Below are 25505 nucleotides of genomic sequence, written 5' to 3'. Positions count from 1 at the left end.
ATTTATCTAACTGGATTGAAAGTCATGAGTACCTGATCGGTACTGACATTTTCTCCCACTGCCACATCTATTTTTTGGATTAAATATTTTCCTGGAGAGTAAAGTGTTATAACCATTTTCATGGCTTCTATACGTAATAACGGTTGTTTATCTTCTACAACACTGTTTTCAGAGACGAGAATCTCTAATACATTGGCTGGCATAGGGGATGACAATATATTGCTATCTTGATAAGGCTTAATGGATTTGTTTTTCCATAAATTCCCCATACTTAAAGCTATTGCTCGATGGCTTCCCGCATAGTCGATAAGAAAGTCATTTGATGAATTGCGTTTTAATAAAATCGTTTCTCGAATACCGTCAATCTTTATTCTTAATCGTATTGTATCGCTTGATATATGTTGCACATCTTCTAACTTGAGTTCACATGAAATGCCTTGAATATCATTCCATTGCGCTTGGTAAAGATGCGAACCAAGGCTATGAATTGTTGTCCTGACTTGGTTCAATTCACCTTCTACGACACCGTTTAGCAATGTTGCTATTGTTGATGATACAGAGCTTGGATCTGTATTACGCATATGCAGTCCTCTTAATATGAAGGAATTTATGGCGTACCTGTTGACTCATTTCCAACTATTATTATTTCCAACTGCTATTTCGTTGAATCCATGGTGATATTGGTTTATGTGTATCCGAATGTGTTTGCACATCAGGAATAAGATTTAAATGTAGAACCAAAGCGGTAATTGCATGCATTGCCAGAGCTTTCCGCTGGGGTAGGGAATGGGTATTTTCGATTGTTTTACCGATAGAAAGATCATAATTGCCTTGGTTGAATGATTGGTTGTCTATTAACCAACGATGTACTGCGAGATTAGTACTAAAACCCGCAATAACCAGTTCATCCAGCGCCAGCCGCGACCGCTTTAAAGTTTGTTCACGATTGGCGCCGGAAACAATGAGCTTGAGGCATAAGCTATCAAACAGAGGCGACATCTTAGCGCCCAGATGTATCCCTGAATCAACACGTATACCCGGTCCTTCCGGGATACGATAATCCAACACTTCCCCACCGTTTGGTAGAAAATTCCCGTGGGCATCTTCCGCACAAATACGAAATTCCATTGCATGACCTGAGAAATGAATGTCCTGCTGAGTCAGTGTCAAAGGCTGATTTGCCGCGGAATAAATCATGTGTTCAACGATATCTATGCCGGTTATAGATTCTGTAACCGGATGCTCAACCTGAATGCGGGCATTCATCTCAATGAAATAAAAATGTCCTTCTTTATCAAGCAGAAATTCAACCGTGCCGGCGCTGTCGTATTCTACCTGATGAGCAACCGCCAACGCAGCGTTATGAAGTTTTTCATATTGCATTTCTGTCAGTCCGGGAGCGGGTGCTTCTTCAACAATTTTTTGCCGTCGGCGTTGCACGCTACATTCACGAGTTCCAAGATGTAAAATTTTTCCGTATTGGTCAGCCAGTATTTGAACTTCTATATGGCGGATATCTTCTCCCAGGAACTTCTCAAGATAGACCTGATTGTTGCCGAATGCCCGTAGAGCCTCTTGCCTGACTTCCTCATAAGAGGTGATAAAGTCTTCCGGTTGATCTACCACTCGAATCCCACGTCCGCCGCCACCATGAGCGGCTTTAATCAACAGGGGATAACCCAGATTATTTGCCAAAATCATTGCCGCATTAGCATCGGCATCAATTTGCATGCCCGGAATAATAGGAATTTTAGCCCGTTCTGCCGCTGCGCGAGCAGCAATTTTGTCACCTGTCTGGCGGATAACTGCGCTATTAGGACCGATAAAAATTAAGTTGGCCTTAGCACAGGCGTCAGCGAAATCAGCGTTTTCTGCGAGAGGGCCATATCCCGGTGCTACGGCATCTACCTTACAAGATAGCGCGACGTTAATCACCGTCGTGATAAGCGTTTCAGGTATCCAGGCGTCAACTCTTACCGCTTGATCAGCAGCATGAACAAATTCTGCATTATCATCATCCGCGCTGTAAATCACGGTGGTATTAATATCCATTAGCCGACATGTACGTATGAAACGCAGGGCGATTTCTCCTCTGCAACAGATAAGTACATGGCGGATCATAACGATGTATCCTCGGATGATTCAGTTGGCTTGGTCGGGTTTAAGCCACGACCCAATACGGTATGGGCACGGGTGAATTCTCCCGCACTTACCGCGCCAGCAACGGAGATTTCACCCGCCAGTGCAACTGCTGCTGTTATTTCAGCCAATTTACGGGCATCGTGAGTGCACCCAATCATGCTGAGACATTCTTGCTGGATGGGGAGTTTAGTTCCACCGCCGACCACGCCAACGATAAGGTTGGGGATGGTCAAACTGGCGTTGAGATCTCCGTTATCAAGTACTTCAAAATGCGTGCAGGCATTTTTAAAAGAGACGGTAACAAAAGCCGGATCTTGCCCACAGGCGATAAACATTGCGGTTAACGCATTAGCGACATGGATGTTTGGCGCTGTGGCTCCGCGTTGTGCAAGTAATGTGTTACATGCTAATAGAAATTGTTGCATGCGTAATGGCGTTGTACGTAATCGTTCTTTTACCAAACTGTGAGGTATTCGGACACTCGCGGCAACATATCGGCCTTTAGCCTGATCACTGACAAAACGTTTATCTCCCCCTAAGGTATTGAAATAGTGTGAAATAAGTTCGGGACACGCTTCCTGAATATAACGACAAACGGCCTCATTCGCCTTAGTCGCCATATTTAATCCCATTGCGTCACCTGTCTGGTAGGTCAATGCTAATCCGATTAAATTACCCTGAAAGAGCGGGGAAATTTCTAACAGCCGAGCGTAACGGCTGGTGTTGTTGGCAACTATTAAGATTTGCGACATGTGCTCTTGCAGCCAGTTGGCGAATTTTAGCGCATCCTCAGATCGGTGTAATACAACAGCAGAGACTTTTGTCAAAGCGTCGCCCAAAAAGCGATATGCGGGGTTTGGTGTGTTTTGAACGGAATTCTCCTGACTCAGTATTTGGCAACCTCCGCTATCACTGATTAAATTCATTCCTCTTGAAAAAGAAGCAATCAAAGCGCCCTCTGTCGTTGCCAAAGGAATAGCAAATGTTCCTTTGGCTGATATGCCATTGATCAGAAGCGGGCCCGCTATGCCTAGAGGAACCCCAACGTAACCAATCATGTTTTCGCAGGTTCCTTGAGCTAACTCGGGTCCCATGGTTTTGCCTGCAATATAGGGATAAGATTGCCCGGTTGTTTCGGAAAGCCAGGATAACCGTCGGCTTACCGATGCCTGACTATAGTCATCGTGTCGATCACGCGGAATTGCCATAATTTTAATTCCTTTATAGTTGTATGTTCGAATGCCGTCTGGCTGGATGACCACTTATTTTGTCTCTTAATATTCTGAAACTTGAAATAAGCCGGTTACGTAGATGAGAAGCGGGGATCAGTCCTTCAATGTAGGTTTTTTTTGCAGAATATGCAGCGCTAGCGTGGGCTTGACGATATTCTGTAATCAAAAGTTCTCGCTGTTTTTCTGGTTCTTGAGTAGCCGCAACAATTTTACGAAATATGATATTGACCGCGCCTTCTGGCCCCATGACAGAAATTTCGGCATCAGGCAGGGCATAAATGAAATCCGTGGCTCCCCGATTGGCTAGTGTTGGATATGCTCCTCCATATGCTTTACGCAATATCACGGCAATCTTAGGGATCGACGCTTCACAATAGGCGTGCATAAGCTTAGAGCCAGCGCCTATTATGTTACCTTGTTCCTGCTGTTTTCCCGGTAAGTATCCCGGTACATCAACTAATGTCAGTAAGGGGATGCCAAACGCATCACATAAACGGACAAAACGAGCGGCCTTTTCAGAAGCATCAATATCTAAACAGCCCGCTAACCAATTAGATTGATTAGCGACAATGCCGATGACATGTCCACCCAAGCGAGCCAGACCGGTAATGATATTGCGAGCATACAATTGCTGTATTTCAAGGAAAGTTTCTTTATCGACTATTTCTGCAATGACTTCCTTGACGTCGAAAGGAAGAGATTTGTCATGAGGTACAATTTCCTCAATGTTGGGTGTTTCTCGCTGCCTCGCTGTAGAATCTGAGATAACGATAGGCGTTTCGGCATTATTCTGGGGAAGATAGGATAATAGATGTCGTGTTAAAGATATTGCCTCCAACGCTGAATCGACCAGAAAGTGAGCCAGCCCGGTCTGACTTGCATGCATTAACCCACCGCCTATATCTTCTTTACTGACATTTTCTCCGGTCGCTTGTTTAATGACCGCTGGACCGGTTAAAAATAAAGTAGATTGTTTATCAATCATTATTATGAAGTCAGTGAGTGCTGGTGTGTAAGCCGCTCCGCCTATACAGTCGCCGAGTATTAATGATATTTGAGGGACAACGCCGGAAGCTTGTACTGTTTTATAAAATACGTAACTGAATTGAGAGTTGGCATCAACGCCTTCATGTATGCGTAAGCCAGATGATTGATTCAGCGCTATGATCGGCATACCAGTACGTAAAGCTAACTCTATGACTTTGCATATCTTTACGGCATGAATTCGGCTGGAACTGCCTCCCATAAACTGATTGTCATGACCATAAACAACCACTGGACGGCTATTGATGAATCCATATCCGGTAGATATCCCGTCTCCGGGTATTTTCTTTTGATCTGCGTTAAAGAGAATACAGTCATGTTCTGCAAGCGCATCCAATTCTGAAAAGCTACCTGGATCAAGCAGATTTTCGATCAGATTATAATTTGGGTTTGCGGGGGATACTTCTTTTTGTTGATTGATGATACCGGTAGTGTCAGATAATTCGGACATGTAGTGACTCCGCTCGCATAACGAAACAAGATAACAAAATGGACCTTATCTGATTATGATAATAGATCTCATGCGAACTAATCGCAAGCTGTGTTATTGAGGATTTCGTTGATATAAATTTGCGCGCTGAATTTAGGTGTACGATGGACGCTCTCGTGGGTTAAATGAATTTTTTTCTCCATTTTGCTGCATAGGGTGCTTACTCGAGGCGTCCATCTCGTCAGATCCGTACTCGTTTATTCACTGGTTTCACTAGCCGTACTGGCTGCATTGATAATCTTGTCAAAAACGCGATCAACAATGGCCAGATTTTCGTTAGGTTCACCATCAAGTAATCGAGCTCGGATATTTCTTACGACAATTTCGGCTTGCTCGGCTAAATTACGTCCTTCATCAGTGAGGTAAAGCGCCTTAGCGCGACGATCGGTAGGATCGTCTTGCCTGATCAGTAACCCGGCTCCTTCTAGCTGATCGAGTAGCCTGACTAATGATTGTCCTTCAAGCCCCATATGGTCGGCTAAGGTGCGTTGGCGCAGACCCTCTCCAAGTTTATTAATCAGCCAGAGCGGAGTTGTTGTCGCTTCGGATAAATTTAGTTTGCTCAGTTCCTCATCAGATACCTTACGCCACATCCTTGCGGCGCGTTGCAAACGTAGACAGAATGTATCGTCAGCCAAGGTTAGTAAACTTGTGTACATCTTATTGCCTTTTTGTTTGAGTGCTTATGCTCTGATGAGATCAGCTAGCATGGGATAAATCTGCTAGTTATATAATATCGGAGTAAGCAGGAGCTTGTGAATCTGTGGCAAGTTATGCTCAAAGAATAGATACTAACGAGCAATAAGCATGCTTCTAACTTCAAAGTTATACCAAATATACCAAAGTGAGGGAAAAATAACACCACTTGTCCGAATTCCGGGATTGAACGTTACCAAAATCCAAAATCGTGCTCCTGTGTGTCGCGGGCAAATACCGACCGGGCTTGATTTATATAATATCTGAAAAAAAGGGTGTGACGGTTATGATATTAATAAAAGCAAGAATAAACATCACATTAGTTACTTAATAATTTTCTTTTTTATGTAATTTACTCGTCAATATTAATGATTTATATATCAGATAAAAAATTAACATAAAACTATGTTGTTGTTTTTTAAATGATGGAATAATCGGAAAATATTACTCAAACTGTAATTTATCCTATTGAAATAGAAAATCGATAAAATGATAACCAAGAAAAGGATTAATCATGAATAAAACCAGAAGAAAATTATTGGCAATGCCTGACATTATGAGTGCCAATATATCTTTTGTTACACAAACGGGTGAAAATAAAACACAGTTTACAAATAATATATTATCAGAACAGGAGATTGCCAAACATGAAAAATATATGCGAGAAGCAATAGAAGAAGCTAAAAAGAGCGCTAAATATCCTTTTGGTGCGGTAATCGTTAACAGGAACAGCGGGGAAATATTAAGTCGTGGTGTGAATTCATGGGTAAAGAATCCCATTTTGCATGGAGAAATTCAGGCAATAAATCACTATGTTACTTTATATGGCAACCAAGGATGGAATAATGTTGCACTGTATACCACAGCAGAGCCTTGTTCAATGTGCATGAGCGCCTTGGTCTGGACGGGTATTCGGGAAGTGATCTGGGCGACGTCTATCAGTGGCCTTCGTAATATGGGTATACGCCAAATTGATATTTCTGCGCAGGAGATTGCGGAAAGAGCATCATCATTTTACAGCCCGATCTCTTTGGTCGGAGGGATCTTGGCAAATGAGACAGATAAATTGTTTTCTGAGCTCAGAAAGAAAAACTGAATCATAGTACTTCGTATCAGTAGCGAAATAATAAATTGTTATTTCGCTATCTTTATTGTCGAATAAACCTAAATTTTTATACCCTTCATCTTTCAAGCTGCTGCTTTGTTGGCTGCGTTCACTTGCCGCCGCCCTGCAACTTGAAATCTATTGGGTATAGTTCTGTATTTATCTGGAAACTCAGAGTAGCATGAAACCATATAAATATGAGACTGACTACTGTGTTATTCTTTTTGGGGTCAGGGTTTAAGTTAATTCAGAAAAACAGGAAATTCTATGTCTAGTGTACCTTTTAAACAAGTTGACGTTTTTACTTCAAAACGATTTAAAGGAAATCCCGTTGCGGTTGTTATGAATGCTTCTGAGCTTTCGACGGAGCAAATGCAAAGTATCGCCCGTTGGACCAATCTTTCCGAAACCACTTTTGTCCTTCCAACAATAGATTCGGCGGCTGATTATCGGGTTCGTATATTTACACCAGGAAGTGAGTTACCTTTTGCGGGTCATCCCACTATTGGTACCGCACATGCATTGCTTGAAGCTGGCGTTATCTCAGTAACAGATGGGCGTTTAATTCAGGAATGCGACGCAGGCTTGATTACCCTAAATGTTAGTGAAATGGAAAATGGTGAACGGTCAATCTCATTTGAGTTACCAGATCCGAAAATCACGTTACTTAGCAGAGAACAAATCAGTCGCCTTGAAGATATTCTTAGTTGTTCGATCAATGATGAATTAACGCCAGCATTAGTTGATGTTGGTGCCAGATGGATAGTTGCCTGTACTCCTGATGCAGAAACAGTGCTCGCTGCACAGCCCGATTTCAGCCGCTTAAAAGCTCACGACATTGAAATGAATTGCACCGGAATTTGTATCTATGGTTCGTACCCGGAAGGCATGGAGGCGCACATTGAAGTTCGCTCTTTTGCCCCTGCTTGTGGTGTAAATGAAGATCCGGTTTGTGGTAGTGGAAATGGCAGCGTTGCGGCGTTTATGCGTCACCATCATGTTATGCCACCAGAAGGTGTGGCCGTGATCTCTTCACAGGGTGCAAAACTGGGTCGTGAAGGGTTGTTATCGCTCGTTCAGCGTGGAGGCAAGATTTTTGTAGGCGGAAGTGCCGTTACCTGTATTGACGGCACAATTGCATTCTGAAACAAATATGAGCGAATAAGACCAGTTCTAATTTAAGCATGTTTAATGTAATACAGAATTATGAATATTTTCAAAAAGCTAGATTATTCTAGCTTTTCATGTTTGTTATAACTAAAGGTTTGATTTATTTAAGTTATACCCAATAGATTTCAAGATACATCGCGACGACTAGGGAGCAAATTCCCGGGAGCCCCGGGAGCATAGCTAACTCTGTGACCGGGGTGAGTGAGTGCCGCCAACTTGAAAGATAACAGGTATATTGTCTAAGGATGAAATAATGGCAGTTAACAACTCGGCTCGTGAAAGCAGTGATCAGGATATCCTATCAAGCAAATGCAATGTGGATGATTTTAAAGGCTGCCGGTATCGCCAGAACGAGCCAAGTTTATGCTGCGTGATACGAAGGCTCGTGTAGTTCTAACATTGGGCGCGCCGGGAGAGCTTTATCTTGGTGGTATTGGATTGGCTCTCGTGAGGAATTAAGTACTCAACGATTTGTCGCAAACCCTTTTGCCGATGAACATGACAAAGAAAAAGGGTATACACGACTCTATAAAACGGGTGATCTGGTTCGCTGGCGAGGTGACGGTGAGCTGGAATATTTGGGAAGAAATGACTGCCAGCTAAAAATCCGCGGATTTCGGATCGAACCGGGAGAGATAGAGAATACGCTGATGGACCTAGACGACGTACAGCAGGCAGTGGTAATTGCCCATGGAAATGGAGCGAGTAGCCACTTAATTGCGTATATCGTACCGACACCGGGAAAAGGGCAATCAGAATCGAGCCTGCGTGATGCGTTGGTGAAGGTTTTGCCGGAGTACATGGTTCCGAATATGTTTATTACGCTGGAAAAGTTACCGTTGACGATAAACGGCAAATTGGACCGCAAAGGCTTGCCGGCGCAGGGAGAAGTCAGAAATGGTGACTACGAGGCACCCGTGAAAGAGATAGAGCGTAAGCTGTGTCAAATCTGGCAAGCAGTATTGGGTGTAGAGCGGGTAGGCATCAATGATAATTTCTTTCACATCGGTGGTAACTCTTTATCCGTTGTCCGGTTGGTTGCAAAGATGAATGCTCAAATGCCGGATCAAATGAAAGTAAGGATTAGGGATGTTTTCAGACATAAAACCATCGCCATGCTGCTAAAGTCGCTGGAAAAGACATTTGAAGTAACAATGGCGTAAATCATCAATAATATAGAGGGAAAGCAAGGTACGAAAACACCGCTTTCCCTAAATTGTCTAAAAAGCCTTTGCTCATTATGATAGAACTGGCGGGGGCTTATTGAAGGCACTTAAAAATCGTTTTATTAAATAAGCTTATTATGTTCAAATTATCAGTAATAGTGATGAAATAAATAAACAGGAGTTTAGGTTTTAAAGTTATTCGTTATTCTAATAAATCAAATCAATAATATGCTTCTACATAAATACCACCTGGTTTAATAAATTGACAACTGCATATATCAGCAGTAGCATATAAAGGCAGTTTGTGGTGGCAGGAGGGTCCCCACGTAAAAAACAGAAATTTCCAAACAGAATTAACTGCCAGAAAAAAACCTGAATTTTGGGGTTTTTCTGATCTAAGCAAAAGTGATCAGAATTAAATTAAGAAAATAAAAAGATTTAGGGAAAAGAATATTTCATTGTTAGGTCTATGAATAATACGATAATGTTTTTTCATTGATTGGTGATCTACTTTAACGGAAATACTAACAGAGCATTTAACTCAAATAATTTAATTTTTACTTGTTAAACTTATACACATTCGATTGATGAAATACCTGTTTGAATCATTATCATCAAATTAGGCAGCATTTAATGCTGATAAATATGTACAGAAAGCCACAGTTGTTTAAATAAAGATCATTCATTTATTCCCATGTGATATATTAAATATTTTTAAGATCGAAAAAATTATATTGGCTATGCGCCATAATGAACGGCATATTTTATCCATATGTTAATTTATGGGAAATTTATTATTAATATTAATTCTTAGTGTGACTAATATCACAAAAAAAGAAGAAAACAGAGGAAAAATATCAAGCAAGATTTTATCTTGCATCACAATTTCAGTATGAAGCTAATTATTGCTAACTGCTTAGTTTCATGAAGTAATTACATTATGAAATTGTTATTCATAGAAACTTTCAGGTGTTAATGGGTTAGAATCAGCTCTTGGCATCTCTGGATTTATTGGATTCGGTTGCACACCATCTGGTGTCGTTGCTCTTGATATCAAAATGATGCAGATCATTCGCGGTCAGTTTAGTCATGTGAAAGCACGGATAGACAGAAAAACTCGGACAATGATTTTTGCGTCAGCACATCTCTATAGCGAGAGGGGCGGTTTATGTGCGACTGCAAGCGGTATCATTGCTAAAGGATGATGAAAGGGAGAGCTGATTATGCTGAAAAATGAAAGAATTATGCTGGTTGAACCTACAATCGACCTTGCTGACACAATGTATTCCGCAATTAAAGAAAATAGAGAGCACCTTTCTCGTTATATGCCTTGGGTAAAAGCCATCACGGATGAAGAAAGTTTTATCGAGAATATGAAGGAAGCGGTGGAAAATTTTAATAAATGTGAAAGTGAATTGCGATTTTCCATTATTCGGTTAGCTGATAATCGATTTCTTGGCGCACTGGGGCTTATTGTCCGTGATAAATCAATCCCATTCTTCGAAATGGGATATTGGCTATGTCGTGATGCTGTAGGCTTGGGCTATGTCAGTGACGGTGTGAAACTCTTAGAAAGATATGCTTTCGAAAATCTTAAAGCCAAAAGAATCGAAATTCGTATGGCAGCTTGTAATATGGAAAGTCGGAAGGTCGCAGAAAGAAATAATTATCAACTAGAAGGCATTCTAAAATGCGAACGAAGGCTACCATCTGGAGAAATAGACGATACTGCAATATATAGTAAATGTATGTATCAGTCCGCATTAACATAAAAAAACAAAATCAAGAAAATAAAACCCTCTGTATTGAGGGTGGCACAACTCATTCTTAAACAAACTATGTGAATGCTTATGTACGATACAACGCGTTATCCAGTTAATAGCTACCAACAAAATTTTCATTTGGCCTCTCAATTAGATGAGACCCACACGAAGTACTTAATTCCGGTCAAGGTGTCGATACAATGTGTGTATGATATAAGCAAGATATTAAGCGCACTAAATCAGTGGATAGCACGGCATCCAAATATTTTTTCTAAATTGTCGTTTGATCAAGGCATGACATTTTTTACTGCCGAAAACGCGACAATAGAACAATATAAATTTAATCAGGAAGAGAAAAGAGAGCAGGCGTTACTGAAATATCTCCAACAGCCTATTAAGGTCGATGACGATCCTTTATTTCGGATTGGGCTATTTTATCTGGAAAACGCTGGCATTGAACTTGCACTGCTTTTTCATCATATTCTCATTGACCAGCAAGGGCTTGAAGAATTGATGACAGATCTCGACCTTATTTTTCAAGGGCACGACAAATCACCTGCTGTCAGGTTAAACTCATCACCTAACAAAGAAATTGAGCACTCACTTTTTGACTTTTGGTATCAGTCAATACATTCATATGAAGCAATTAGATTCAAAGCACCTGAATCTAAAGATGCACCTTCGTCAGACTGGCGCTACGATTTAATATTCACTCAGGAACTGTCAGATAAAATAACCCAATTCTGCAAGGAAGAGGGCGCTACTCCGGCAATTTTTCTCAACAGCTGCCTTGCGATTGTTATTTCATCACTACAACATTCAGATAAAGTTCTCCTGGGAACAGTGACCAATGCCCGTCAGGAAGAAGATGAAGGTATAGGATGTTTTGCTAATACGACATTCCTTCCGCTCGATCTGTCGAAAGCGACAAGATTCACTGATGTTATAGAAATAGTGTTAGAAAAGACTATCGATATTCTTGAATATGGACATTATCCGTTTCAGGCATTGCGCAAAGGTATGCTGGAAAAAGGCTGGGGAGGAGAAAATCCATTTCATATTTTTACCAGCTTTGCCGAGAAATCGAAAAATAAATTAGCCACACTTGCATGGGAAGTGATATCTGCTGGTGGATCTAAATTTCCGCTGAATGTGCTGTTCTCAAAAGAGCATGCCTGTTTTTCTGTCTGTATAACATACGACACCACTATTTTTAACCGTGACTATGTGGCTGTTGTATGCCAAATGATTATTGAAGTGGCGCAGAAAGCTGTTGATACGAACGGCCATTTGGATATCACAAATCGAGAGCTTTATAGAAAGTTTACACCGTTAACGACAGGAACATTTCAGCCAGACAGTACATTGCTGGGGCGATTTAGACAACATGTGACAGCCTGCGGAGATAGGCCGTTTTATGCATCAGGGGCGAGTTCCATATCTGCGGTAAGGCTGATTGCTGAAATTAATGAGCAATTTGGTTTGAACCTGAAAGTATCAGACTTTCTTAAGCAGCCAAGAATTGTTTTTTTTCAGGATATTCAATTAGGGAAGCCGACTCAGTCAGAAGAAGTGGAAGAAAATCAACATGGAGAGAGAAGCTATTCATTAAGTTCACTGCAACAGACGATGTGGAATATCAACCAGCTTGATGAAACAGACACCTCTTATCTGAACTAATACAGTTTAGTTAGGGTTCTTGGTTACTCTCCAGAATATCGCCCAATGATTACACCAGTATTTGATTCGATTTATACCCTTCATCTTTCAAGCGGCTGCTTTGTTGGCTGCGTTGCAATTTGAAATCTATTGGGTATATATACATTTTCATTACCCAAGTCGATTCACTGAGCTCAATAAGTGAGCGGCAATGATGTCAGAATGTCGTACCATTATGTCGTTCCGGGAGATAAATCGATTTCAATGCCTGATAAATTTTACTAAATGACTGTCTTCTTTCTTGATAAATTTCATAATGTTTCTCATTGGGCCGCACTACGTGTTCTAAAGGTAATTCCGGTAGTAGTTCCTTTAACGATAAAAATGGATTGAGAGCAATTTGTGCCAAACGAGCTGCACCTAATGCTGGCCCGACATCACCTCCTAACCTAAATTCTAAAACTTGCCCGGTCACATCCGCTAACATTTGCCGCCAATATGGACTACGAGCACCACCACCAATCAAGGTAATTTTCTCTGGTGTCACTCCTGCCTTAACTTTGTGAAGGGCATCTATACCATCAGCCAGACCAAAACTAATTCCCTCTAATACCGCTCGACAAAAATCGATTCTTTTATGTTGATGAGTTAATCCCCAAAATAGACCTTTAGCATTTGAATCATTATGTGGTGTCCTTTCGCCTGATAAATAGGGGAGAAAAATAGGAGAAGCGATATTAATATCTGTCTGAGATTCAATGGTGTCTAGCATAATCGATACTGAAGAATGATGCGTTATTTCTGCAACCCAATCCAGACAATTTGCCGCATTCAACATAACAGACATTAAATGCCATGAATTAGGTAGAATATGGCAAAAACTATGTACTGCATTTTGTGAAGAATAAAACCCATTATTCACAACAAAATAAACCCCGGAACTACCAAGAGACAGCATTGCTTGCCCAGATCGGTATAATCCGACACCTAAAGCGCCGGCAGCATTATCTCCTCCGCCGGCAATAACCGGTACAATTGGCATTCCCCAACGTTTAGCCACGTCAGGTAATAACGTACCCGTTATTTCATTACCCTCAAATAAATAGGGCATATGAGAACGATTTAATCCAGTTGCATCAAGTAACTTATCACTCCAGTCTCTTTTGGCAACATCAAGCCACATTGTACCTGAGGCGTCAGACATATCTGTTGCAAAATTACCGCACATTTTAAACCGCAAAAAATCTTTCGGTAATAAAACCTTATCAATTTCCGTATAAATTTCTGGTTTATGTTTGGCTATCCATTTTATTTTAGGTGCCGTAAAACCAGGCATCATTATATTACCTGTAATCTCTTGTGCATCAGGAACAAGATGCATAATTTCTTCGCATTCTTTTGTACAACGTCTGTCGTTCCAGAGAATCGCTGGATGCAAAACGTGATAATTTTTATTTAGTAAAACAGCGCCATGCATTTGCCCAGTTAAGCCAATGGCTTTCACTGATTGAAGGGAGTTTCTTTGAGATAATTTTTGAATAACTATCTCAGTTTTATGCCACCATTCTGAAGGTTCTTGTTCCGAATAAAGTGGATGTGGATGAGAAATTGATAACTGCTCACTCGCGATATCAATGATTTTTCCTTCTTCATTCAATCGTACCGCTTTTATACTTGATGTTCCTAAATCAATACCAATGTACATAGTCCACCTTTCATTCCCATTATCTGTCGATTCATTTAACCATGAATATAACGATTAATAAGATTTTCCAGCCATTCCTGTTGCCCACTTTGATGTTTAGGTTCTTGTGTCAGTCTTTCTGCATAATCAGCAACTTCATCAAGCGTCATTCTTCCTTTAAGAATATTTTTACCTAATTCACTATGCCAACCGGAATAACGTTGAGCGATATATTTATCTAATTTACCGTCTGATAATATTTTCATGGCATTTTTTAATGATAAGGCCATCGTGTCAATTGCACCGATATGTCCATAGAATAGATCTTCAATATCGATACTTTGGCGGCGAACTTTTGCATCAAAATTTAAACCGCCTGTTGTAAAGCCACCGGATTTTAATATTTCATACATCACGAGCGAATTTTCTTCTACACTATGGGGAAACTGATCGGTATCCCAACCAAGTTGAGCATCCCCGCGATTTGCATCAATAGAACCAAATAGACCTAATGCAATTGCTGTCGCAACTTCATGTTGAAATGAGTGCCCGGCTAATGTGGCATGGTTGGCTTCAATATTCAGCTTAATTTCGTTTTCCAAGCCAAACTGTTTTAGAAAACCGTAAACTGTCGCTACGTCATAATCATATTGGTGTTTAGTTGGCTCCTGGGGTTTAGGTTCAATAAGCAAGGTGCCCTGAAAACCAATTTTATATTTATAATCTACAACCATTTGCATAAAACGACCGATCTGTTCTCTTTCCTGGCGTAAATCTGTATTGAGCAAACTTTCATAACCTTCACGTCCTCCCCAGAGTACATAGTTTTCACCAGCCAATTTTTTAGTTATTTGCATGGCTTGACATACCTGTGCTGATGCATAAGCGAAAATATTTGGATCGGGGTTAGTTGATGCACCGGCAGCATAACGCGGATGGGTAAAACAATTTGCCGTTCCCCATAATAACTTAACACCGGTCAGCTCTTGTTTGTTGGCAAGAATATCGGACATGACATTCAAATTATAAATATATTCTTTTAAGGAATAACCTTCAGGGGAGACATCAATATCATGGAAACAATAAAAAGGAATATTCAGCTTGTAGAAAAACTCAAAAGCAACATCCGCTTTAAGTTTAGCTCGTTCTAAGGCATTACCTCCTTTTTGCCAAAAACGTTCAAAGGCGCCAGAACCAAACATATCGGAACCATTCCAGCAGAAGTTATGCCAATAGCAAGCAGCAAAACGTAGATGATCTTTCATTTTTTTACCCAGAATAATCTCTTCAGGATTATAGTGGCGGAAAGCTAATGGATTATTGCTTTGCCTACCTTCATAACTAATTCTATTGATTTTCTTAAAATACTGGTGCATATCAACCTCTATCTATATACCCGTTATCTTTCAAGTTGCCTCTTTGTTGGCTGTTTTCACTTACCCTGGTCACAGAGTTATCATAGACATACGTGAGTGTATAAAATTTTGTTTATCAACTGCTATTTTTTCAATTGTGTTATTTTATTTCTTCATTAAGATTATTGTTAATTGTGTGATTTATCTCATAATTTGGCATTAATTTAATCCTGAAAATAGAAAAATAATTATGATTCACACTGTATATATTCAATTTTAATCTTCAAGGTCACCAACAATGCCTAGACGCTATCACATAACATTATTATTCAACGCCAATAAAGCTTATGATCGTCAAGTGATAGAAGGAATAGGGGGATATTTACAGGCATCTCAATGTAATTGGGATATTTTCATTGAGGAAGATTTCACCACTAAATTAAATGGCTTGAAAACCTTGCAGAGTGATGGAATTATTGCTGATTTTGATGATATGGAAATTCAACGTTTTTTCAGTCACTTAGACATTCCTGTTGTTGGTATTGGTGGTTCTTATCACCAGGAAAATCATTATCCTGCGGCGCATTATATTGCGACAAATAACTTTGCTTTAATAGCGAGTGCGTTTAATCATTTAAAAGCTAAGGGTATTAAACGTTTTGCATTTTATGGTTTACCGCCAGCTAGTGGTAAACGATGGGCAATAGAACGTGAATATGCTTTTCGGCAATTGGTTGAAAAAGAAAAATATCAAGGTATTGTATATCAGGGAATGGAGATAACGCCAGAAAACTGGTTTTACGCACAAAATAGATTAAAAGATTGGCTCCAAATTTTACCCTCAAATATAGGAATTATCGCGGTAACAGATGCAAGAGCCAGACATATTTTAGCAGCATGTGAACATTTGGATATTCTTATTCCTGATAAAGTCTGTGTTATAGGTATCGATAATGAAGAAATAGCCCGTTTTCTTTCACGTACTGGACTATCTTCCGTTGTGCAAGGTACACAACAAATGGGCTATCAGGCTGCAAAATTACTTCATCGGCTGCTTGATGGTTATGCGCCTAAAAAATATCATCGTCAGTTAATTCCACCTTTAAAAGTTATTGCAAGACAATCGACAGATTTTCGTGCATTAAAAGATCCCGCTGTCATTCAGGCAATGCACTATATTCGCCATAATGCTTGTAAAGGGATAAAAGTTGAACAAGTTATTGATGCTGTGGGCATGTCACGTTCTAATCTTGAAAGCCGTTTTAAAAGTGAGTTTGGGCAAACAATTCATACTATCATTCATAATAATAAATTAGATAAAGTCAAAAATCTTTTAACAGATACCTCTATTCCAATAAGTGAAATTGCCAGTATTTGTGGATATTCTTCTTTACATTACTTTTACTCTATGTTTAAAAGAAATTATAATATAACACCTAAAGAATATCGGAACAGATATAAAATTATTAAAAAAATTTAAACGTTAAATGACATTTTTAATGTAATAAACCATCCGTTAAATTAACAGGATGGTTTTTAATTAGATATTTTTGCCATTCCCATGGTGTATATCTCAGTATATCTAAATCATCTGATAAAATAGACCAAGCAAATAATAACTTAGCTAAAAATAATAGAATTAATAGAGTTAGGCTCTAAGCAAATATGCCAAACATCATTGTTATAATTTATATTTAGTGGTTGTTTTTCTTTATGCGCGTTATTTACATTAACTACAATAGATCCATCTTTATTCTCGAAAGCGACAGAATTTCCTGACATATTACCTTCTAACTCAACATGTTCCGCATCAGGTAAAATTAAACCAGAAAAATGGCGCATGACATAATACTCGGGATTATATATTACTTCGTTTGTTCCTTTGGGAATACTTATCATGCTATTCTGTTGCCAACCCCAACTACTTTCTCCACCTGAATGCAGCACCATATTCCAGTACAAATAACCATTAGCACCATTAGTTAAATAATGTCTGAAAAGTGTAAATATATAATGGGAATATTCCCAACTATTATGACCATTACCACATTCATTTTCAGTTTGATAATATTTTAATTCTGGGTAGCTTTGTACTGTCCTTTGAATAGCATTTTTTCCTTGCCATTGATAACCAACACCTTTTATATATTTATAGGCGTCTGCATCACGCAATACACAGTTTGCGTAATCATCATAATCCTGTCCAACTTCTTTGGAGAATTCTGGTGCATTAATTGTGCCTAACCAAATTTCAGTTTTTATATTATTTTGTTCGAATTTAGGACCAAGGTATTTCTTTATAAAATCTCTTAATTGTTCACCACTCCACACACAAGAAGGGAACTTTTGATCTGCGGCAACTTCATTTTGAATATGAATTTGAGCAATTGCAATGTCTTCTTTCTGATATTCTTCAACAAATTTCGTGAAATATAAAGCATATGCATCCTGGCTTTGAAAATCACTCTTTAATTTACCAAAATTATATACCTGATGAGTTTTAAGCCATATAGGGGGACTCCACGGTGAAGCAGATATTTTTAGGTTAGGTTGTCTTTTTAAAGCTTCTTTTATATAGGGAATGAGTAAGCGTTTATCTCTTTGAATGGAGAAATGTGCCATACTATAATCATCTTCAATATCATTTAAACTATACCAGGAAACCGCATAATCACTGGCACCAATAGGCATTCTGGCTAATGTAAATTTGCACTCTCCATCGGGTGAAAATAATTTATCTAAAATGGTCTTTCTATTTTCTTTATCTAGTTCTAATAAAGATTTCATTCCAAGCTCATTAAAGCAACCACCAAATCCGTCTAACTTACGACCTCGTTTATTAGTGATAATTAAATTGGGTTTTTTATCTGTTTTTGTAATAAATTCTTCTTCTTTCCATTTTTCTTTATCATTTGTATAAATAAATTTAATCATGTTTTATATCCTGCGATTGTTAAATATAAGTAAATTCACATAATATTATTTCTTTGTTGCAACCAATTAAGCACAGTTAATTTGGTTTTAATATTACGTTATTTCACAAATGGTTTAACTTAACTGGTTTTTTTGAATTCCATCACATATCTTTTATCGGGATCATTTTTTGATTATAAACCATAGTGTTAATAATATAGATGTTTACATTAAATTAAAGGGTAGGGTAGAAGCCGCTCTTAAGAAAATAAACGTAACTACACAACACACATGTATTAAGTACATATATTAAGTACATATATTAAGTACAACAGGGTATGGGGAATGCGTCATTATACGGGAGCAGTATCGATTCACCGCAAGGAAAGTACTAAATTCTCGTAATATGACCGTTAAAACTTATAAATTTATTTTATGTATGATATAAAAGCTATGGCTATTCCGGCTTACGGTTTTCAACATCCATATTTACCTTAAATTAAGGAGTTATTACATGAACAACCCAACCTATATTCAGGAATACAATGCTATCGTTGAAGTTATAAACAAGTACAAAGAAGGCTGTGCAAAAGCTAACAGCGACATGATGAAACCTGCTTTTAATGAACAAGCGACCATTTTTGGTGTTGATGACGATAACACGTTGGTTGGTGGTCCGATTCAGGGGCTTTTTGACATCATCGACAACACGTTCTGTCCATCCCCGGAAACGAAAATTGGCATCGTTAGTATCGATATTGTAGGAACCGCCGCCAGTGCTCGTATTGATATGGACGACCTTTCTGGTTTCCGTTTCACCGATTTCCTCCATCTCTTGAAAGTGGACGGTAAGTGGACAATTGTCAGCAAAATCTACCACACTCATCAAAACACATAAGCCAAAGCGATATGGGGCTAATTCAAGTCTCTATCATAAGCCTGACAGCGTTCTTTTTGGACTCTGTTGAAGCCGAATTAATAGGTGCGTAAATACAAAGTATTTAAATATGTTGGCGAAAATAGAGGTGGGGCACTAAACTCAAATTTTACTTTTGTGAGAGGAAGTTAGCTATGTCTGAAACCCGTTTTTCTGAATCGTTAAACCTGAAATCTCACTGGATGCCATTCAGCGGCAACCGAAATTTCCAACACGATCCGCGCCTTATCGTCGCAGCTGAGGGACAATGGCTAAAGGATGATAAAGGGCGCAAGATTTATGACAGTTTGTCCGGTCTTTGGACTTGCGGAGCGGGTCATACCCGAACAGAAATTCAGAAAGCTGTTGCTGATCAATTAAGTACGCTCGATTACTCGCCAGGATTTCAGTTCGGTCATCCTTTATCGTTTCAACTGGCAGAAAAAATTGTCAATTTAACACCTGGTAATCTCAATCACGTCTTTTTCACCAGTTCAGGTTCTGAATCTATAGACACCGCAGTTAAAATAGCGCGAGCTTACTGGCGTGTGAAAGGCCAACCCGAGAAAACCAAACTGATTGGCCGTGTGCTTGGCTATCATGGTGTCAATATTGCTGGTACCAGTTTGGGGGGGATTGGTAATAACCGCAAAATGTTCGGGCAGTTGATGGACGTAGATCATTTACCCCATACGTTACAGAGTGGTATGGCATTTACGCCAGGTATGGCGAAAACCGGCGGCGTGGAGTTGGCCAATGAAATGCTCAAGTTGATTGAACTGCATGATGCCTCCAATATCGCGGCGGTTATTATCGAGCCGGTGTGTGGCTCCGCTGGTGCGATTATTCCACCTAAAGGGTATCTACAGCGTTTGCGTGAAATTTGCGATCAGCATAATATTTTGTTGATTTTTGACGAGGTTATTACCGGCTTTGGCCGCATGGGGCGCTGGACGGGGGCTGAATATTTTGGAGTGACACCAGATATTCTTAACTTTGCCAAACAAATTACCAATGGCGCTATTCCTCTGGGAGGTGTAGTAGCAAGCAGTGAAATTTATGAAGCTTTTATGTCTCAACCGCTACCGGAACACGCCGTGGAGTTCAGTCATGGTTATACCTATTCGGCACACCCCGTAGCCTGTGCCGCTGGACTAGCAACCTTGGAACTGCTGGATAAAGACCATCTTATCCAGCGCTCTGCCGAACTTGCTCCTCACTTCGAAATCGCTCTTCATTCTCTCGGAAACTGTCCAAATGTGACTGATGTCCGCAACTGTGGCTTGATAGGGGCAATTCAGTTGGCGGCCCGTGATGGTGATGCTGTTGTGCGTCCTTTTGATGCCAGCATAGCGCTTTGGAAAGCGGGTTTTTATGTCCGCTTTAGCGGCAATACGCTGCAATTCGGGCCTATGTTCAATGCTGAACGAGCTGATTTGGATCGCCTTTTTGACGCCGTAGGTGAAGTCTTACATTACATTAACTGAGGATAGGGCGGGTAACCCGCCCAGAATAAGGTGATGAAAGGGTACGAAAATGCTCAGTAGTGAAACGGACCATTGAAAACAGTGGTCCATTTATCGACCAAACGCGAATATAAAAATAATAGTGTACAAATATGACTAAAACGTCTTGTTTTGTAACGTTCTTTTAAAAAACTGAATGACCTCATCATTAAACTCTTTGTGAAAATTTATGCGGTCAAAACCAGCCGGGTCTGTACAAATTATTGGTACATCACGTTTTTGTCGAATGGTGCACGGGGCAAGAAAAGAAAAATGGCCTGCATTCTTTGCAATATGAAATTCTGGAGCAAATCTCAGGGCATTTCTTATCGATTCTATATCTTTCAGTACCACACCATCACCACCGAATTCAGACGCCCATAGTTGTATTGGTGCAGAAACACTTTTAAATCCATCTTGCGAGAACAAATTGAGTGGATCGGCAAGCACGAAAGCTCTTATACGAATGTCACTTTTAGGTAATACCAGAAATTCTCGTTCACGAGCTTCTTTGCAAAGTGGCAAATCATCACGCAAGCAAAAATTGGCAGCCATCCCATAATCCGGTTTAGCTCCTGCTGCGGCTAAACCTGTATAACCGCCTCGAGAGAAACCAAAAAAACCAATTTCTCCTGATGCTAAATGCGTATGTTCTGGCCATGTTCCAGTCATGAAATCAATCAGACGTTTTATATCATTTGGACGATTTACAAACACACGTAAGTGTCCTTGATCGGACACGTCCTGAAAATTGTCGCCAGGATGATTGATGGCTGCAACAACAAAACCGGCATCAGCCAATGCTTCTGCCGTGTCGTGATGCCCTAAGAACGATCCCGCACTTCCATGTGAAATAATCACCAATGACCACATTGATCCAGATGCTACACAATCACGCACCCCAGGTAAGGTAAATGGCCCAAGTTGAAATTGACCCGCAGGTGATTGGCATGGATACCAGACAGCCCCATGCATCTCAGGGCCCTGTTCGTCCGCTGGAACATCAATCAAGCTAAATCCAGCCGCTTGTACACTCTGAATAAGTGCTATCAGCATAAATGTACTGAGTGCAGCGAGAAAATAGTGAATGGTTGAACGTAGCATAGGGATATTTTCCTTAATCGAAACTTATTGAGATAATAGAGTAGTGAGAATATTGTTTCGAGAACTATTTTCAAGAACATGGAAGCCTCGTTTTCAGGTTTCTAATCAAAGCTGAACTCTTTTTCCCAAAAACAATTGGTTTCAATGAGAGGAGAGAGTTGGCACTCAGAAACTCTGTGTAATCCGTTCGAATAGCACTTTCACTGCGTATACCTTGCTGGCCGGTACGCTTTAATGTACAATTTTAATACGTACAAATAGGAGGGCTTAACCATGCCTCAGATCCCAGTAGAAACTAACGACCGTATGTCGCTACGTATCGCCTCAGAAGAAAAATCGCTGTTAATACGTGCAGCCGCTTTACAGCATACCAACTTGACTGAGTTCGTGATCCGCAATGTGATGCCAGTAGCACGAAAAATTATCGACGAGAATGAGCGGCTGGAGTTGACAGAAAGAGATAGTTTGCATGTTCTGGATCTTTTAGATAACCCACCGGCACCCAATGACAAATTGATGGCTGCCGCATTTGCCTTGCCGAAACAATCATGATGCTATCGATTTGGCATGAAGAAGCTATTGGCAAATATCATGATCGTACCTCCTTTAATTGCGGTGATGAGGCGCTGAATCAGTTTTTACATCTCCATGCAAGGCAGAGCCATGAGAAAGGTGGAGCAAAAACTTTCCTGGCTGTTAGCGGGGGTAATAAAAAGATATTGGGCTATTACAGTTTAAGCCCGGCCTCCATTGCTTACGAACGAGCGCCTGAAGTGATTAAACGCGGTTTGGCTCGACATGAAGTACCGGTATTTCGGCTTGGCCGCCTAGCTGTAGATTCTTCAGTACAGGGGCAAGGACTTGGCGGGCAGTTATTGCTTACAGCTGGGCGGCGTTGTTTGTTGGTAGCTGCTCATGCCGGCGGAGTGGCATTGTTGATTGATGCCAAAAATGAGCGTGTCGCTCAGTGGTATACCAGCTATGGTGCTATTTCGTTATTAGATGCTCCTCTATCTTTGCTGTTACCATTCAAAACGATCCATACAGCGCTGACTACAGCGGGGAAGCTCTAACACTAATGCCTTCATGATACATCCTCTCATTTTTATGTTTTCAATATCATTTGTATAGACAATGAATGGACAGTAAGCAATTTAACTTATGTTGAATATTTAGTGATGGAAATTTTTTAACCGAGATCCCGAAAAAAGATACAAAAGGGCATACAGACTGGCCGAAAACGAATCCTTTTCATATTATATTGTGGATCTTGATATTCTGATCTTGAGCCTACAAGTTAATTACAAGGAGTAATTGTGAAAATATTGAATATTATAATTTTATCTATATCGACAATAATAGCTTCCAATTCTTTAGCCAATGAGATGAGAGCAAGGGACTTAGGCATTCCGTTCTCTGGCGTAACGGGGAAATATAATGCGATTACAGATGTCAGCGGTGTACAAGTTGGCTATTCAACCATAATAGAAGGCAATGGCAAGCTAGAGGTTAGAAAAGGCCCAATAAGAACCGGCGTGACAGCTATATTGCCAAGGGGGAAGAAATTTAGCCCAGTATTTTCGGGTATATTCTCTTTAAATGGAAATGGAGATATGACAGGCAATCAATGGGTCAAAGAGAGTGGTTTCTTGGAAACGCCAATATTAATCACTAACACTCATAGCGTTGGAGTGGTCAGAGACTCAACAATTAGCTGGATGATTGATAACAATCTAACATCACCACTAAAAGATGATTTATTTTGGTTATTACCTGTGGTTGCAGAAACGTGGGATGGAATATTAAATGATATAAACGGTATGCATGTAAAAAAAGAACATGTATATAATGCGTTGAATAGTGCTAAATCAGGAGCGATAGAAGAGGGTAATGTCGGTGGGGGAACGGGAATGAACCTTTTTAAATTTAAAGGGGGCACAGGTACTTCATCAAGAGTTCTGGATAAAGAAGATGGAGGATATACTGTTGGAGTTCTTGTTCAGGGCAACTTTGGTAATCGTGATGACTTAATTATTGCGGGGATTCCGGTTGGTAAAGAAATACAGGATCTTGAGCCGATATATCATGGGAGTAAGAAAAAAATAAAGGATGCGGGTTCTATAATAGCCGTCGTAGCCACAGATGCACCATTAGCGCCTCACCAATTAGAAAAAATAGCCAAAAGGGTATCTCTTGGGCTTGCAAAAGTAGGTGGTGTAGCCAGAAATACTAGCGGTGAGATATTTATTGCATTTTCAACCGCAAATAATGATGCATTCTCCAGAGATAAGGCAAAAACAATAAAAATTATGCCAAATGACAAACTAGATCCTTTATATGAAGCAACAATAAACGCAACAGAAGAAGCAATAATTAATGCCATGATTGCCGCTAAAAAAATGGTTGGGAGAAATGGTAATACTTCCTATCCTATTCCTAAAGATAGGGTTAAAGAGATATTAAAAAAACATAATGTACTTAATATCACCTGAGAGATATTAGTTCAGACAAGGTGAATCCGAGCTGTCCACCAATTCCCGCAAATATTGAGCTAACTGACTGACAGTTTTCATCGGTCAGTCAGCGCCTTGATCGTGTGTTCATGCCGTTGCATGATGGCATCAAATTCCGCATCCAGTTTGGAATTTTGATAGGCCTCGAATTCGGCTTTGCTGATCAGCACGGCGGCACTGCCGTCACGACGGGTGATTTCAACAGGCTCACCATTTAACGCGGTATCCAGTACGGTGGAAATATTGGCTCTGGCCTGTGTGGTGGTATAGGTTTGCATGGTTATTTCCTGATATGTACGAGTATAGTGTACGTTTAAATTGTACATTACCCTAGGGCTAATGTGTAAATACATTTCATCGGCATATAAAATCACCCATAATCACTTACGTAACATTAGACAATCCGCTTTTCGCCGACAATAACGTCCTGCAAGAAGAATATGGGGGCGGGGTAACTGTATGATTGATCGTGGTCTGCGGGCGGTTATGAACTAAATGAATGGCGGACCAAATTTAACATAATATACATTAGGCGCACTATGGTTATAACACCAATATAGTCATATCACTTTGGTATTCTTAAAAGAAAAAGCCCGCTAACAGCAGGCTTTTCATGGTTTTGATAGAGGAATTATCTTACGAGTGTTTCGACAGCTCACGCCGAGCCAATTCAGCCAAGAATCCGCTGCGGCTATGATACTCACGATGTGAGTTCACGTATTCATCAATTCTACCCAATAAAAATTGAGGCATAGTAATGTTTAGCTTGATGGCTTTTCCATCGTATTTAGTTAAATCCATATCAACATAAGCCCAACTACCGCCAGTGCAATCTTCATTGCTTAGATGGTCAGCAACAGTTCTGGCTTGTGCTGGAGCCTCACCCTTTTCGCTCATGTATTCAAAATAAGTATCTAATGCGTTTTGAGCATCGCTAATAGCGTCGTCAATGGTATCACCAGCAAAGTAACATCCGATCACGTCTGGCACAAAACCAGAAAACGATCCGTCGTCAGCCTGATGTAAATAAATAGGATATCTCATGCTT

The 25505-nt window shown here is 40.1% G+C and carries 22 protein-coding genes; 11 read left to right on the top strand and 11 right to left on the bottom strand.

Going from position 1 to position 25505, the window contains the following annotated elements; all coding sequences use genetic code 11:
• Positions 1-2: 2 nt before the first annotated feature.
• From AM629_RS01645 to AM629_RS01625, 5 genes are all read right to left on the bottom strand, one after another.
• Positions 3-581, bottom strand: coding sequence for an acyl-CoA carboxylase biotin carboxyl carrier protein subunit (locus AM629_RS01645; RefSeq protein WP_054475540.1), 579 nt, complete (start codon positions 579-581; stop codon positions 3-5).
• A gap of 61 nt (positions 582-642) precedes the next feature.
• The gene (locus tag AM629_RS01640; RefSeq protein WP_054475538.1) at positions 643-2121 is read right to left on the bottom strand and encodes an acetyl-CoA carboxylase biotin carboxylase subunit; all 1479 of its coding nucleotides are present in this window, start codon (positions 2119-2121) and stop codon (positions 643-645) included.
• Positions 2118-3350: a hydroxymethylglutaryl-coenzyme A reductase family protein gene (locus AM629_RS01635; RefSeq protein WP_054475536.1), complete on the bottom strand. Its 1233-nt coding sequence runs from the start codon at positions 3348-3350 to the stop codon at positions 2118-2120. The genes AM629_RS01640 and AM629_RS01635 overlap by 4 nt, the downstream gene beginning before the upstream one ends.
• A gap of 13 nt (positions 3351-3363) precedes the next feature.
• Complete coding sequence (locus tag AM629_RS01630) at positions 3364-4869, bottom strand: acyl-CoA carboxylase subunit beta (protein WP_054475534.1); 1506 nt, start codon at positions 4867-4869, stop codon at positions 3364-3366.
• A gap of 236 nt (positions 4870-5105) precedes the next feature.
• The gene (locus AM629_RS01625) at positions 5106-5567 is read right to left on the bottom strand and encodes a MarR family winged helix-turn-helix transcriptional regulator (protein ID WP_054475531.1); all 462 of its coding nucleotides are present in this window, start codon (positions 5565-5567) and stop codon (positions 5106-5108) included.
• Between the two features lie 551 nt (positions 5568-6118).
• On the opposite strand from AM629_RS01625, the gene AM629_RS01620 reads away from it, so the two are divergent.
• The 5 genes from AM629_RS01620 (at position 6119) to AM629_RS01600 (ending at position 12488) form a co-directional block, all read left to right on the top strand.
• Positions 6119-6700, top strand: coding sequence for a nucleoside deaminase (locus AM629_RS01620; protein WP_083451849.1), 582 nt, complete (start codon positions 6119-6121; stop codon positions 6698-6700).
• Positions 6701-6976: 276 nt separating this feature from the next.
• Complete coding sequence (locus tag AM629_RS01615; RefSeq protein ID WP_054475528.1) at positions 6977-7855, top strand: PhzF family phenazine biosynthesis protein; 879 nt, start codon at positions 6977-6979, stop codon at positions 7853-7855.
• A gap of 674 nt (positions 7856-8529) precedes the next feature.
• Positions 8530-9042 carry a phosphopantetheine-binding protein gene (locus AM629_RS01610; protein ID WP_149616671.1) on the top strand — a complete coding sequence of 171 codons (513 nt, stop codon included), beginning with the start codon at positions 8530-8532 and terminating at the stop codon, positions 9040-9042.
• A 1226-nt stretch (positions 9043-10268) separates the two neighbouring features.
• Positions 10269-10817 (top strand): GNAT family N-acetyltransferase, encoded by a 549-nt coding sequence (locus AM629_RS01605; protein ID WP_083451848.1) that lies wholly within the window; start codon positions 10269-10271, stop codon positions 10815-10817.
• Positions 10818-10889: 72 nt separating this feature from the next.
• Positions 10890-12488 (top strand): condensation domain-containing protein, encoded by a 1599-nt coding sequence (locus AM629_RS01600; RefSeq protein ID WP_072161781.1) that lies wholly within the window; start codon positions 10890-10892, stop codon positions 12486-12488.
• Positions 12489-12684: 196 nt separating this feature from the next.
• Here AM629_RS01600 and xylB read toward each other — a convergent pair whose 3' ends face one another.
• On the bottom strand, positions 12685-14172 hold the full coding sequence (gene xylB, locus AM629_RS01595) for a xylulokinase (RefSeq protein ID WP_054475522.1): 1488 nt from the start codon (positions 14170-14172) through the stop codon (positions 12685-12687).
• A gap of 35 nt (positions 14173-14207) precedes the next feature.
• The gene (gene xylA / locus AM629_RS01590) at positions 14208-15527 is read right to left on the bottom strand and encodes a xylose isomerase (protein WP_054475520.1); all 1320 of its coding nucleotides are present in this window, start codon (positions 15525-15527) and stop codon (positions 14208-14210) included.
• A 277-nt stretch (positions 15528-15804) separates the two neighbouring features.
• Between xylA and AM629_RS01585 the strand changes: the two genes are divergently transcribed.
• Positions 15805-16986, top strand: coding sequence for a XylR family transcriptional regulator (locus AM629_RS01585; protein ID WP_054475518.1), 1182 nt, complete (start codon positions 15805-15807; stop codon positions 16984-16986).
• A gap of 140 nt (positions 16987-17126) precedes the next feature.
• Here AM629_RS01585 and AM629_RS01580 read toward each other — a convergent pair whose 3' ends face one another.
• Positions 17127-18440, bottom strand: a complete 1314-nt coding sequence (locus AM629_RS01580; RefSeq protein WP_054475517.1) for a glycoside hydrolase family 30 protein — start codon at positions 18438-18440, stop codon at positions 17127-17129.
• A 493-nt stretch (positions 18441-18933) separates the two neighbouring features.
• On the opposite strand from AM629_RS01580, the gene AM629_RS01575 reads away from it, so the two are divergent.
• Both AM629_RS01575 and aptA read left to right on the top strand, forming a co-directional pair.
• Positions 18934-19317: a nuclear transport factor 2 family protein gene (locus tag AM629_RS01575; RefSeq protein ID WP_054475515.1), complete on the top strand. Its 384-nt coding sequence runs from the start codon at positions 18934-18936 to the stop codon at positions 19315-19317.
• Positions 19318-19490: 173 nt separating this feature from the next.
• Complete coding sequence (gene aptA / locus AM629_RS01570) at positions 19491-20822, top strand: omega-aminotransferase AptA (protein ID WP_054475513.1); 1332 nt, start codon at positions 19491-19493, stop codon at positions 20820-20822.
• 135 nt (positions 20823-20957) lie between these two features.
• Here aptA and AM629_RS01565 read toward each other — a convergent pair whose 3' ends face one another.
• Complete coding sequence (locus tag AM629_RS01565; RefSeq protein WP_054475511.1) at positions 20958-21944, bottom strand: alpha/beta hydrolase family protein; 987 nt, start codon at positions 21942-21944, stop codon at positions 20958-20960.
• A gap of 273 nt (positions 21945-22217) precedes the next feature.
• Between AM629_RS01565 and AM629_RS01560 the strand changes: the two genes are divergently transcribed.
• From AM629_RS01560 to AM629_RS01550, 3 genes are all read left to right on the top strand, one after another.
• The gene (locus AM629_RS01560; protein ID WP_054475509.1) at positions 22218-22496 is read left to right on the top strand and encodes a type II toxin-antitoxin system TacA family antitoxin; all 279 of its coding nucleotides are present in this window, start codon (positions 22218-22220) and stop codon (positions 22494-22496) included.
• Complete coding sequence (locus AM629_RS01555; protein WP_054475508.1) at positions 22493-23017, top strand: acetyltransferase; 525 nt, start codon at positions 22493-22495, stop codon at positions 23015-23017. The genes AM629_RS01560 and AM629_RS01555 overlap by 4 nt, the downstream gene beginning before the upstream one ends.
• A 243-nt stretch (positions 23018-23260) precedes the next feature.
• Positions 23261-24436, top strand: a complete 1176-nt coding sequence (locus AM629_RS01550; RefSeq protein ID WP_054475506.1) for a DmpA family aminopeptidase — start codon at positions 23261-23263, stop codon at positions 24434-24436.
• 77 nt (positions 24437-24513) lie between these two features.
• On the opposite strand, the gene AM629_RS01545 is transcribed toward AM629_RS01550, so the two are convergent.
• Positions 24514-24735 (bottom strand): type II toxin-antitoxin system Phd/YefM family antitoxin, encoded by a 222-nt coding sequence (locus AM629_RS01545; protein ID WP_054475504.1) that lies wholly within the window; start codon positions 24733-24735, stop codon positions 24514-24516.
• Between the two features lie 358 nt (positions 24736-25093).
• Positions 25094-25501: a type II toxin-antitoxin system HicB family antitoxin gene (locus AM629_RS01540; RefSeq protein WP_054475502.1), complete on the bottom strand. Its 408-nt coding sequence runs from the start codon at positions 25499-25501 to the stop codon at positions 25094-25096.
• Positions 25502-25505 lie beyond the last annotated feature (4 nt).

The organism is Photorhabdus heterorhabditis, assembly GCF_001280945.1.
Lineage (GTDB): Bacteria > Pseudomonadota > Gammaproteobacteria > Enterobacterales > Enterobacteriaceae > Photorhabdus > Photorhabdus heterorhabditis.
Note: the sequence above shows the minus strand (reverse complement) of the source record. Positions and strands in the feature narration are given on the sequence as shown.

Bases quoted from the DNA above. Each gene is read 5' to 3' on its own strand.
- AM629_RS01545 (WP_054475504.1), bottom strand. From the start codon at position 24,735: ATGCAAACCTATACCACCACACAGGCCAGAGCCAATATTTCCACCGTA.
- AM629_RS01625 (WP_054475531.1), bottom strand. From the start codon at position 5,567: ATGTACACAAGTTTACTAACCTTGGCTGACGATACATTCTGTCTACGT.
- AM629_RS01600 (WP_072161781.1), top strand. From the start codon at position 10,890: ATGCTTATGTACGATACAACGCGTTATCCAGTTAATAGCTACCAACAA.
- AM629_RS01605 (WP_083451848.1), top strand. From the start codon at position 10,269: ATGCTGAAAAATGAAAGAATTATGCTGGTTGAACCTACAATCGACCTT.
- xylB (WP_054475522.1), bottom strand. From the start codon at position 14,172: ATGTACATTGGTATTGATTTAGGAACATCAAGTATAAAAGCGGTACGA.
- AM629_RS01640 (WP_054475538.1), bottom strand. From the start codon at position 2,121: ATGATCCGCCATGTACTTATCTGTTGCAGAGGAGAAATCGCCCTGCGT.
- AM629_RS01615 (WP_054475528.1), top strand. From the start codon at position 6,977: ATGTCTAGTGTACCTTTTAAACAAGTTGACGTTTTTACTTCAAAACGA.
- aptA (WP_054475513.1), top strand. From the start codon at position 19,491: ATGTCTGAAACCCGTTTTTCTGAATCGTTAAACCTGAAATCTCACTGG.
- AM629_RS01540 (WP_054475502.1), bottom strand. From the start codon at position 25,501: ATGAGATATCCTATTTATTTACATCAGGCTGACGACGGATCGTTTTCT.
- AM629_RS01620 (WP_083451849.1), top strand. From the start codon at position 6,119: ATGAATAAAACCAGAAGAAAATTATTGGCAATGCCTGACATTATGAGT.
- AM629_RS01555 (WP_054475508.1), top strand. From the start codon at position 22,493: ATGATGCTATCGATTTGGCATGAAGAAGCTATTGGCAAATATCATGAT.
- AM629_RS01610 (WP_149616671.1), top strand. From the start codon at position 8,530: ATGGACCTAGACGACGTACAGCAGGCAGTGGTAATTGCCCATGGAAAT.
- AM629_RS01635 (WP_054475536.1), bottom strand. From the start codon at position 3,350: ATGGCAATTCCGCGTGATCGACACGATGACTATAGTCAGGCATCGGTA.
- AM629_RS01580 (WP_054475517.1), bottom strand. From the start codon at position 18,440: ATGATTAAATTTATTTATACAAATGATAAAGAAAAATGGAAAGAAGAA.
- AM629_RS01560 (WP_054475509.1), top strand. From the start codon at position 22,218: ATGCCTCAGATCCCAGTAGAAACTAACGACCGTATGTCGCTACGTATC.
- AM629_RS01575 (WP_054475515.1), top strand. From the start codon at position 18,934: ATGAACAACCCAACCTATATTCAGGAATACAATGCTATCGTTGAAGTT.
- AM629_RS01565 (WP_054475511.1), bottom strand. From the start codon at position 21,944: ATGCTACGTTCAACCATTCACTATTTTCTCGCTGCACTCAGTACATTT.
- AM629_RS01585 (WP_054475518.1), top strand. From the start codon at position 15,805: ATGCCTAGACGCTATCACATAACATTATTATTCAACGCCAATAAAGCT.
- AM629_RS01645 (WP_054475540.1), bottom strand. From the start codon at position 581: ATGCGTAATACAGATCCAAGCTCTGTATCATCAACAATAGCAACATTG.
- xylA (WP_054475520.1), bottom strand. From the start codon at position 15,527: ATGCACCAGTATTTTAAGAAAATCAATAGAATTAGTTATGAAGGTAGG.
- AM629_RS01630 (WP_054475534.1), bottom strand. From the start codon at position 4,869: ATGTCCGAATTATCTGACACTACCGGTATCATCAATCAACAAAAAGAA.